Source organism: Streptomyces sp. 2A115, from assembly GCF_052245575.1.
In the GTDB taxonomy this organism is placed as follows: domain Bacteria; phylum Actinomycetota; class Actinomycetes; order Streptomycetales; family Streptomycetaceae; genus Streptomyces.
In genome coordinates, this window is the sequence record NZ_JBQQCG010000156.1 from 1 (window position 1) to 10,500 (window position 10,500).

Consider the following 10,500-nt stretch of genomic DNA (forward strand, 5'->3'; position numbering starts at 1 on the left):
GCCGCTACCTCCCCGAAGGCAGCATGGACGAGCTCTACCGTGAACTCCCCGAAAGCGCCCCCGCACTACCCAACACACCGAACAAGCCCGCCAGTTGATCGCATACACCACGACGAGGGACACCATCTGAGCAGCCGCGGCCACGGGCAGTCAGCGCACCAAGGAGACCCCAAAGTGAGGTCCTATCGCGCGGTCGGCTGGCAGCCGGTTTCAGCGGACTGGTCGTGCAGGTAGCGGGACTGTTCCAGAGGCGTGAGAGTGGTGTCGATGGCCTGGCAGATGTTGCGGATCGCGTGGGCCGGGTCGGGCAGGTCGACTTTCCACAGCCCGACGGAGCTGCCCGCGTCGATGGCCAGGGTTTGTCCCGTCCGGGCTGAACGCGACCGCTGCGAGCGAGCGGGTCGGCAGGGTGAATCGGGTCTGGCTGGTGGCGAGGTCCCACAGCTGGACTCCTCGTACGCTACTTGTGGCCAGGGTGCGTCCATCGGAGCTGAACGCCAGCGACGCCACTTCACCGCTGGCGCTGAAGCTGTCCTGGAGCCGGCCGGTGCGCCTGTTCCATGTGCTCACGACTCCGCTACTGCTTGCGGTGGCCAGGGTGTACCCGTCCGGGCTGAACGCGAGAGACAGTGTGCTTGTGGTGCTCGGTTTGATGGTGCGCTGTGTGCGGCCGGTTGCGGTGTCGAGCAATGTGACCTGGTCGCCGCCGTCCTTGATGTCCACGACGGCGATTGTGCTGCTGTCCGGGGTGAACGCCACAGCCCTGACGGACTCGCCGGGGCTGGTGTGGGCGGTGTGTAATGCGCCAGTTGAAAGGTGCCAGATCCGCACCGTGCCTTTCTCGCCGACGATGGCGAGCCGTGTCCCGTCGGGGCTGAAGACCGCCGTGTCGATGACGCTCAGAGTAGCCGTCTCGGCTGTTAGCGGCGACGGTGTATCCGTCCGGGCTGAGGGCGATGGAATCCACGGGTTCGGTGCCGCCGATCAGGCGCTTGCGCAGCGGTAGGGCCGCGGCGGCATACAGGGCGGCGGTCGCCTCGCGGGTCGGGCTGGTTCGGTAGGCGTGGACGGCGAGCAGTGAGGCGAGGTCGGGTTTGGAGTCCAGTAGTGCACTGGACTGGGCGGCCAGTTGCCGGGACTGGGCGAGGTGTTGGGCGGTGACCGCGCTCTGCCACTGTCCCAGGGCGAGGCCGGCGGCGACGAGGGCGAGGCAGAGGGCGGTGGTGACCGCGGTGAGTACCAACCGGTAGCGGCAGCGGCCCTTGTGTTCGTGGTCGCGGCTGGCGTCGAGGAAGGCGTGCTCCAAGTCGGTCAGGTCCTCGCGCGGTGCGCCGCCGAAGTGTTCCTGGGCGGCGGCGAGTCGACTTCCTCGGTACAAGGCGCCCCTTTCAAGGCTCAGTTCCTGCCAGGTGTGGGCCGCTTCGGTCAGGTTACGGTGCACACGCAGGCGATCACGGTCCTCCTCTATCCACCCGCGCAGCCGCGGCCAGGCCGTGATCAGGGCCTCGTGGGCCATCTCGATCGTGTCGCCGTCCAGGGTGAGCAGCCGCGCCCCGGCGAGTGCTTCGACCACGTGGGCGGTGTCATCCCGGCCGGTGCCGGGCAGTTCCGCGCGCTCAACGGGACGGCGAGTGTCGGGGGTGCCGTCACAAGGGTTCGCGCACGCCGTCATTGTTCGGCCGCCGGAACGGTGCTGCCGAACAATGCTCCAGCCGCTGAACTCGGTGATGTGAGCGGCGCGGGGGACCGCTCTGCGGGTAACTCCCTGCTGGTCGTCGGCTGCCAGCAGGGCGACCTGCAAGCGCGCCAGCAGGATCGAAGGCTTGACGATCTCCCCCGCCCATTGCGGACCACGTCGGCGCCCCCTCACGACAAGCGCCGTGGACGACGGGCTGGTCGCCGAGCTGGTTGCCCGGGCTCAGGCCGGTGGCGTGAAACTCACCGGGGAGGGCGGCCTCCAGCAGCTGACCAAGCGGGTGCTGGACTCCGCGCTGGAGGGCGAGCTCACTGATCATCTGGGGCACGAGCCCGGTGAGCGGGCCGAGGGCGGCCGGGACACCTGCCGCAACGGGCACCGCTCCAAGACGGTGATCACCGAGTCGGGGCCGGTCGAGATCGCGGTGCCGCGGGACCGGGGCGGGTCGTTCGAGCCGCAACTGGTCAAGAAGCGGCAGCGGCGTCTGGGCGGGGTGGACGAGATGGTCCTGTCGCTGTCGGCGAAGGGGCTGACGCATGGGGAGATCTCCGCGCATCTCGCCGAGGTGTACGGCGCGGAGATCTCCAAGTCCACGATCTCCACGATCACCGACAGCGTGATGGCCGGCATGACGGAATGGCAGAACCGTCCCCTGGACAGCGTCTTCCCCGTCGTCTTCATCGACTGTGTGAACGTGAAGGTCAGGGACGGGCAGGTCGCCAACCGTCCTGTCTACATGGCGGTGGCGGTCACCGCCGAGGGGCACCGGGACATCCTGGGCCTGTGGATCGGCGATGGCGGGGAGGGCGCAAAGTACTGGCTCCAGGTCCTGACCAAGATCAAGAACCGCGGCGCGGCCGACGTCCTGATGCTGCTCTGCGACGGCCTGACCGGGCTCCCGGACGCCGTGAACACCGTCTGGCCTGCGACGATCGTCCAGACCTGTGTCGTTCACCTGCTGAGGAACAGCTTTCGTTACGCGGCTCGGCAGGACTGGGAGAAGATCACGAAGGCGCTCAGGCCCGTGTACACCGCGCCGACCGAGGAGGCCGCGTTGGAGCGGTCCGTGGAGTTCACCGACGCCTGGGGCGGGAAGTATCCGGCGATCGTCCGGCTCTGGGAGGCGGCCTGGGCGGAGTTCGTGCCCTTCCCCCGGTTCGACGTGGAGATCCGCAAGATCGTCTGCACCACCAACGCGATCGAGAGCATCAACGCGCGGATCCGCAACGCCGTCCGGGCCCGAGGCCACTTCCCCACCGACCAGGCCGCCCTCAAATGCGTCTGCCTGGCCGTCATGAGCCTGGACCCGACCGGCACCGGACGCAAACGCTGGACCATGCGCTGGGAAGGCCGCACTCCAAGCCTTCGACATCACCTTCGACGGCCGGCTCACCGCCGGAGACGACGCTGAAGAAACCCGACCGAGTTCCACCGTTCACTACACAGACCCGGTCATGATGAGGCGGACGTGCTGTGGACACGGCTGCTTCGGCAAGCCGGCGGTCGACAGGAGTTCCGCCTCGTCACGCGACCGCAGTTACACACCGCCCGGCACAGGGCCGAGAGCAGCAGTGAACCGAGAAGGCGAATCCAGGAACGCGGCGATCTTGCTCGGGCTGAACACCCACATCAACTTGTGGATGCCTTCCTTCGAGGCGGCCATCGTCATGAACGCGATGGGACCGCCATCTCGGTAAACCATCACACCAGAGCAGCCGTTGGCATCGACCAACCTGGGCTCCGCTTCCCGCCAGAGTTTCGGATACGTCACCATCTTGGCCACACGTGCTCGGCCCAGAACAGGGATACGAGCGCAGCCCCGCATGCCATTGCCGTCGGACAGACTGACGACATCGGGGGTGAACAGCGCCTCCAGCGAAGCCACATCCCCCGTTTGAGCTGCTGAGACGAAGACGTTGAGCAGGCGTCGGTGCTCTGCCGTGTCCACACTCTCCCGCGGCTCTTCCAACAGATGCTTGCGGGCACGACTCACGATCTTCCGCACGTTGACGAGGCTGAGGTGAAGGATCTCAGCGATCTCGGGATAGGCGTAGTCGAAGGCCTCGCGCAGCACGTATGCGGCCCGCTCGGTGGGGTTCAGTTTCTCCAACACCAGCAGCAGTGCCAGCTCCAGGGCTTCCGCTCGCTCCGCCCCCACCTCTGGGTCCGAACTCGTGTCGATGGGCTCGGGCAACCACGGTCCGATGTAGGTCTCCCGACGCACACGTGCAGACTGCGCGACGTTGATGGCCAAGCGGGTTGTCGTACTGGAGAGGAAAGCCACCGGGCTGACCACCACGGAGCGGTCTGTCCTCTGCCACCGCAGCCACACCTCCTGGACCACGTCCTCGGCCTCGACCACGCTGCCCAGCACGCGGTAGGCAATTCCGAAAAGGCGTGACCGGTGCTGCACGAAGACAGACACAGCCTCTTCGAGGTCATGTGATGTGGGGGACGGTTCGATATGCATGATTCTGCGGTCTCCGTTCCTCCAGTTGAGGCTGTCTAGCGGTGCGGCCACGCGGCGGCCGCGTGACGGCAGACCGCTCCGACCAGCGATCCAGGGAGACCCTCCTGACGGCCGACGTGCTGCCGGATATGAGGCACTGCACGGCTTGTTCGGATGTTGCAGGGACTGTGGTCGCTGAAAGTCACGGCTGCTCCAATCGCCTCTGCCTCATAAGACCGGGGTCGGCCCGCGTCTGTTACACCGCCAGGACACAAAGTTGTGCCGCCGCCTTCTGTGGGAGTCACACGTCTCTGTGCACACTCCACACAGGAGGCGGCAGGCGGCGGGTTAGCACGTTGTCGAGCAGCGAGAGAGAAACGGAGGGCACCGTACGCAGTGGATCGGGAAGCATCACAATGTTGCGGCACGGCCTCATCGGCGCTTGCACGCGCGTAACCAGGTCTGGCTCAGGTGTGAGGTGCGAGTGGGTTCCAGGAGCGGAGTGTGTCGGGGTTGAGGATGACCCAGACTTGTGTGACCTGGTGGTCGGCGATGTCTGTGCCCTGGTGGTCGGCGATGTCGAGGCTGATGACGGCCGCGACTTGGCGGCCGTAGCGGACGACGAGGCCGGTGCGGCCGTTGACGGACTGTGCGGTCAGTGTGGTGCGCGGATGGCGGGCCATGAGGGTCAGCAGGCTCTGGGCGACCTGCCGTCCGCCGTGTACCGGCCTGATCAGTGCCCGGACCGTGCCGCCGCCGTCGAAGAACGCCGTGGCGTCCGGACACAGCAGTGACGCCAGCAGCTCGGCGTCCTCGCTCAGGCAGGCCTGGCGGACCGCGCGGGCCACGCCATCGTGCTCCTCCGGCGTCGTGGGGCGGGACCGCCGCACAGCGCTGCGGCTGAGGGCGCGCAGCGCGTCGGCGACGTCGTCGGTGCGGATTTCATGCCGTGCCCGGCCGAGCTCGTGGCACAGCAGTCCGAAGTAGAGCTCCATCACCTGGGAGCCGACCAGAAAGGCCTTCTCGTATGGGGTGTCGGTGACAGGCTGCCGCAAGGTTGCCTCTCGGAAACGGGGGCGCAAGGCAGCTCTCGCACGCCGTGGCGACGGCGGGCCTCCGTGCACCCGGATCGACCACGGGAAGCTGCCTCTGAAAGGCCGAAGCTCGAGAGATTCTACCAATGTTGTGCCTCAACAACTTTTTACGTTTCGACAGTGTCAAGATGCTCCGGCGGCAGCCCGAGCTCCCGCTTCAGCCAATGACGGACTTCGGGGGTCACGGGATCGGTGATGTCGGCGAACTCCTCATGCTTCGTGAGGTACTTGGCCACGTACGGACACACGGGCACGATGCGCATGCCCATGGTGCCCGCGTCGGTGAGCGCCTGCTGCACGAGCTGGCCGGCGAGGCCCTTGCCGGCGAAAGCGTCGTCGATCTCGGTGTGGTAGAAGACGCGTTGCGTGCCGCGGTCACGGTAGGCGGTCAGGCCCGCGCGTTCGCCCTCGACCAGGATCTCGTAGCGGTGGCGGTCGTCCCTGCGCTCGACGGTCGGTATGGCGGAAGACTGGCTCATCGGTTTCCTCTCGATCGCTGGTCAGTGGCGCGCGGGGATGTGACGCGGCCTGATGGTGGCGTTGGGCAGGGCGGGGGCGGGGAGCCGGTCGCCGGGGTATCCCTCCACGGCTCCGAACCGGTCGGATGCCTCTTCCCATGCGACCCTCGCCCGGACGATGTCCTCGTGGCTGCGTCCGATGAAGTTCCACCACATGACGATTTCCTCCTCGAACGGGGGTCCGCCGAGCAGGACGGTGCGCGCGGGCTCGTCGGACTCGTTGCGGAGCATCAGGGTGTCGGCGCCGGGCTGCGCGTAGCCCAGTTCGGCCGGGCGCAGCAGAATCCCGGCCAGCCGGACGTCGCCCCGATCCACGAGGAGTCCGTGCTCGAAGGCCGGGTCGACGGGGAGCGTGAGCGAGGCGCCTGGTTCGAGCCGGATCTCCGCGCCGAGCAGAGGCGTGAAGGTTCGCACCGGTGACGCGTCCCCGACCAGCGACCCCAGAAACACCCTGATCTCGGCCCCCTCCACCTCCAGGGGCTCCGGCACATGGTGCTGGAAGTCGCGCGCCGTGTGTCGGTGCGCGTCCGGCAGCGCCACCCAGAGCTGCACACCGTGCAGGATGGTGGTGCGCGGGGTGCTCACCTCCGAGTGACTGATGCCGTACCCGCTCGTCATCAGGTTCAGCTCGCCGGGCCGGACGTAGGCGTGACTGCCGAGACTGTCGCGGTGCTCGATCTCCCCGCTGAACAGCCAGCTCACCGTCTGCAGCCCGGTGTGCGGGTGCGGTGGCACGTCCATCCCGCCGGTGCGGGCGACGTCGTCGGGACCGTAGTGGTCGGCGAAGCACCAGGCGCCGATCAGGGACCGGGCGCGCTGCGGCAGCGTGCGCCGTACCGGCATGGCACGGGGGCCACCCAACGGCACGTCACGTGGAGTGAGCACCTCGACTGCCGACGTCGCGTCATCGTCCGCAGAGACGCACCGCATCTCCACTGGCCGCGTCTCCACATTGCTCACCGAGAACCACCCTCTCACACTATGGTACTTTCACACTTTCACTTCAACGATATGCCATGTTCGGAAGACGGTGGCAGCGCCTATGAAGGAGCCAGAGTTGACCAGGTCGATGCCTACGCCCGGCGGCCGGCGGATCTTCATCGACAAACAGAGCCCCAAGGCGTACGACGCGCTGGTGCAGACCTCGACGGCGGTGCGCGCGGTCGCCGCGGACGCGGGACTCGACCGGAACCTGGTGGAGCTGGTCAACGTGCGTGTGTCGCAGCTCAACGGCTGTGCCTACTGCCTACACGTCCACACACGAGCGGCCCTGCGCGCGGGCGAGACGCCGCAGCGCCTCGGCGTGCTGGCCGCTTGGCGGGACACGGAACTGTTCACTGCCGTGGAGCGCGCGGCACTCGGCCTGGCAGAGGCGACGACCCACCCCGCCGACACCGCTGCGCAGGAATCCTCCTACGCGGCCGCCCAGCAGGTGCTCACCGCCGATCAGGTCTCCGCGGCGATCTGGGTGGCCATCACCATCAACGCATTCAACCGGGTGTCCATCTTGAGCAAGCACCCGGTACACGCGAACCCCTGAACAGCCCCGACAACAGCTCCCGGAGACGGAGCCCGGCGGCAGGAGCGCTTCACTTCAAGATCCGATAGCGGCGCACCCTGTCCCATAGAGACAGGCAACCGCTGCGTGAGCGTGTGGGCACTTCTGGTTGATGTGTCTGGTTGATGTGTCTGGTTGATGCAGCGGTGCCTGCGCGAGTTTTCCGGCGCCCTTCCTCAGGCGGTCCGGGTCGGATCGGAGCGAAGGCCGCCCAAGGATGATGAGGTGACAGAAATGGCGGAGACGGCGGACACGCCGACCACCAGGCACGCTGGGGCCTCAGCGCACATCGAAGACGCCAAGGCCGCTGTGGACGCAGCATCTATGACACGGGTGACAGCCAACTTCCGGCAGTACCTCATGGGGTGGGGGGAGGCGGAGTGCGGCAATGGAGGCTTCGACCACTATCGCAGTGGGCTCCCTCAACCTCAGTTCAACGGTGTGGTGCGGGTACAGTCCCTCGACGCGGTCGGGCAGGCCGTGGAAACCGCACGGAAGAGGCTGACAGGGGTTCCCTGGTGGTGGTGGGTCGGTCCGGACAGTCCCGACGGCACCGGCGGCGCTCTCGTCGAGCACGGAGCTGTCGCGCTCGGAACCCTGCCCCTGATGGTCCGGGAACTCGATCGGGGCGTGGATCTGGGTGAGCCCCCGGTCGGCATGCGGACCGAGCGGGTCAATGGGCATGGCCGACTGACGGAGCTGGTCCGCACTTACAGCGCTTCCATGGGCGTCGCTCCCAGTCTGGAGGCCGACATGGTGCGAATCGAGGAGCAGCGGTCGGACAACGCGGACATCGTCCGTCTCGCCGCGGTCCTCGACGGCCAGGTGGTCGGCACCACGGTGGTCATCACGGCGCGAGGCGTCGCCGGCATCTTCCTTGTCCACGTCGCCGAGACTCGTCGTCGGCGTGGGATTGGCGGAGCGCTGACGACTGCGGCGCTGCGGGTCGGCCAGGAGCGAGGTATGCGACTGGCAGCCCTCGCGGCGAGTGCGGCAGGAGAGCCCCTGTATCGGCGCCTCGGATTTTCCACGGTGTCCGAGTACCACCTCTTCACTCTCCCCGCCTGAGGTGTGGGTGCACACCTGGTTTACCGGCTGTTGGTGACGGCTTGCACGGGCCACGCTGCGGGCACGATCGACTGCTCACATCCGATGCTGCGGTCGCACGGGAGCAGACGCTCGCTGAGAGCACCGCCAGGGCGAGCGATCTTCATGCCTTCCGTAGCAGAGATCTCCTCGGCGCGGTACGCCCGCAACGCTCGCCGGACGGTCGGCAGCGCGGTCGAAGAGGTACTCGGGCATATGTCCTTCCGCAGGGTTGGCTCCTACTCCAAGAGCTTGCCGTCGGCCGAGACGTCGCGGATCAGCTCGGCGATGTCGGTGGGGATGGGGGGGACGGACTCGCGGCGCACCCCGGTCTCCGGCGACCACACCAGGTTTACTTTCAGGTCCGGGTCGAGATCGGGGTAATCGGACCGATTGTGACAGCCTCGTGTCTCTCGCCGTTCCAACGCGCACTCAAGTGTCGCTCGCGCGGCGAGAACGTTGGACCTGAGGTCGAAGGCGTACGCGAGGTCCTGGAAGCCGCCGATGTCGATGTGCACGCCCACGTCCGCCATGCGGGCCTCGATCTCGTCGAGTCCGGCGAGCCCGGCGGTGAGCCCGGCCTCGTCTCGCACGACGCCGGCGTGCTCCGTCATCAGGTGGCGCACTGAACGTTGCAGCGCGCGGACGTTCTGATCGCCGTCAGCAGTCAGCAGCCGGTTCACGTCTGCCTCTGCGGCGCGAACCGCTGCCGGCGACCGTTGCTGGTCGGTGAGCCTGGCCGAGTACTCCGCCGCGGCCCGGCCGGCGATTCGGCCATAGACGAGTAGTTCGATCAGCGAGTTTCCCTCCAACCGGTTCGCGCCGTGCAGACCACTGGCGGCCTCCCCGATCACATAGAGCCCGTTGACATCGGTGCTGTGGTCCTCAGGCCGGACCCAGACACCGCCCATGGAGTGGTGGGCGGCCGGTGCGACCTCGATCGGGTCGCGGGTGACATCGAGCATCTGCAGTTCCAACAGGGTCTGGTGCACCCGCGGCAGCCGCGTCATGACCGTCTCATGCGACAGGTGGGACAGGTCGAGCCACACGCCGCCGGCCTGGGTTCCGCGGCCCTCCTTGATCTCGGTGTAGGCCGCCCGCGCGACCCGGTCCCGGCTCGAGAGCTCCATTCGCTCGGGGTCATAGCGCGTCATGAACCGCTCACCGAGATTGTTCAGCAGGGTTCCGCCCTCGCCGCGTGCAGCCTCGCTGACCAGCGTGCCGGCCGCACTCTCCGGCTTGATCAGCCCGAAGGGGTGGAACTGCACCAGTTCGGGATCGCGCAGCCGGGCACCGGCCTCGACGGCGAGGCGCAAGGAGTCTCCGGTGTTCTCGTCGCGACGCGAGGACGTACGCCGCCAGATGCGCGTGTGCCCTCCAGTCGCAAGGATCACGGCGTCGGCATGCACGAGGTAGCGCGAGCCGTCGACGAGATCGAATCCATAGGCACCGAACACCGTCCCGTCGCTGACCAGCAGTTGAGTGACGTACACGCTCGGCAGGACGGGAATGCCGAGCTGGTGCGCGCGTTCGCGGAGCGCTTGTTGGACATCCAGGCCGGTGTACTCGCCGGCGAACGCGGTGCGCCGGTATGCGTGGGCACCGAAGTGGCGCTGGGCGACACGGTCGCCGCCCGGGCGGTCGAAACGCCTGCCGTAGCACGCCAAGTCGTGGAATCCCTGCGCGGCATAGCGGGCCACGACCTGCGCGGTGCGTGGGTCGGCCAGCAAGTGGCTCTCCTGCAACGTGTCAGCCGCATGCTGCTCCCACGTGTCAGCGGGCTCGGTGACGCCCGGCGCCCCGCTGATACCACCGGATGCCACAGTGCGGGCATCGTCGGCCGCGCGTTGGATCACCGCGATGACCGCGACACCGGTCTCGGCGACCTCGATGGCTGCTCGGAGGCCTGACCCGCCGGTTCCCACCACGAGGACGGACGTGGCGAGCTGGTGTCCGAGCGATGACATGGGGCCTCCGTAAGTTGTTGGGTGGCCCGGGAGGGCCGGATGTGGCTTATGGGGTCTTGCCTTCAGTGGCTTGCCAGGAGTGGCCGTCCGGCTCTCCGGGGCGCCCTGGCTGCTGATTGAGATGTGCGCGCT

At 67.5% G+C, this 10,500-nt stretch carries 8 protein-coding genes and 2 pseudogenes; 3 read left to right on the plus strand and 7 right to left on the minus strand.

Going from position 1 to position 10,500, the window contains the following annotated elements; translation table 11 throughout:
* Positions 1 to 210: 210 nt before the first annotated feature.
* Positions 211 to 963 (minus strand): WD40 repeat domain-containing protein, encoded by a 753-nt coding sequence (locus ACTWQR_RS54410; RefSeq protein ID WP_443234793.1) that lies wholly within the window; start codon positions 961 to 963, stop codon positions 211 to 213.
* Between the two features lie 493 nt (positions 964 to 1,456).
* Positions 1,457 to 1,672 (minus strand): annotated as a pseudogene (locus ACTWQR_RS54415) (nSTAND1 domain-containing NTPase); the annotation flags it as partial.
* Positions 1,673 to 1,843: 171 nt separating this feature from the next.
* Here ACTWQR_RS54415 and ACTWQR_RS54420 point away from each other — a divergent pair.
* Positions 1,844 to 3,099, plus strand: a pseudogene (locus tag ACTWQR_RS54420) (IS256 family transposase); the annotation flags it as partial.
* 134 nt (positions 3,100 to 3,233) lie between these two features.
* Here the strand turns inward: ACTWQR_RS54420 and ACTWQR_RS54425 are convergent.
* The 4 genes from ACTWQR_RS54425 to ACTWQR_RS54440 form a co-directional block, all read right to left on the minus strand.
* Entirely contained in the window at positions 3,234 to 4,166 is a 933-nt protein-coding gene (locus ACTWQR_RS54425; RefSeq protein WP_443234787.1) for a sigma-70 family RNA polymerase sigma factor, read from the minus strand.
* Between the two features lie 446 nt (positions 4,167 to 4,612).
* On the minus strand, positions 4,613 to 5,200 hold the full coding sequence (locus tag ACTWQR_RS54430) for a hypothetical protein (RefSeq protein WP_443234788.1): 588 nt from the start codon (positions 5,198 to 5,200) through the stop codon (positions 4,613 to 4,615).
* Between the two features lie 146 nt (positions 5,201 to 5,346).
* Positions 5,347 to 5,718, minus strand: a complete 372-nt coding sequence (locus tag ACTWQR_RS54435; protein ID WP_443234789.1) for a GNAT family N-acetyltransferase — start codon at positions 5,716 to 5,718, stop codon at positions 5,347 to 5,349.
* 21 nt (positions 5,719 to 5,739) lie between these two features.
* On the minus strand, positions 5,740 to 6,717 hold the full coding sequence (locus ACTWQR_RS54440; protein ID WP_443234790.1) for a pirin family protein: 978 nt from the start codon (positions 6,715 to 6,717) through the stop codon (positions 5,740 to 5,742).
* 109 nt (positions 6,718 to 6,826) lie between these two features.
* On the opposite strand from ACTWQR_RS54440, the gene ACTWQR_RS54445 reads away from it, so the two are divergent.
* Both ACTWQR_RS54445 and ACTWQR_RS54450 read left to right on the plus strand, forming a co-directional pair.
* On the plus strand, positions 6,827 to 7,297 hold the full coding sequence (locus tag ACTWQR_RS54445; protein WP_443234794.1) for a carboxymuconolactone decarboxylase family protein: 471 nt from the start codon (positions 6,827 to 6,829) through the stop codon (positions 7,295 to 7,297).
* Between the two features lie 342 nt (positions 7,298 to 7,639).
* Entirely contained in the window at positions 7,640 to 8,383 is a 744-nt protein-coding gene (locus ACTWQR_RS54450; RefSeq protein ID WP_443234791.1) for a GNAT family N-acetyltransferase, read from the plus strand.
* 257 nt (positions 8,384 to 8,640) lie between these two features.
* Here the strand turns inward: ACTWQR_RS54450 and ACTWQR_RS54455 are convergent, their stop codons facing one another.
* Entirely contained in the window at positions 8,641 to 10,368 is a 1,728-nt protein-coding gene (locus ACTWQR_RS54455; RefSeq protein ID WP_443234792.1) for an FAD-binding protein, read from the minus strand.
* Positions 10,369 to 10,500: the final 132 nt, after the last annotated feature.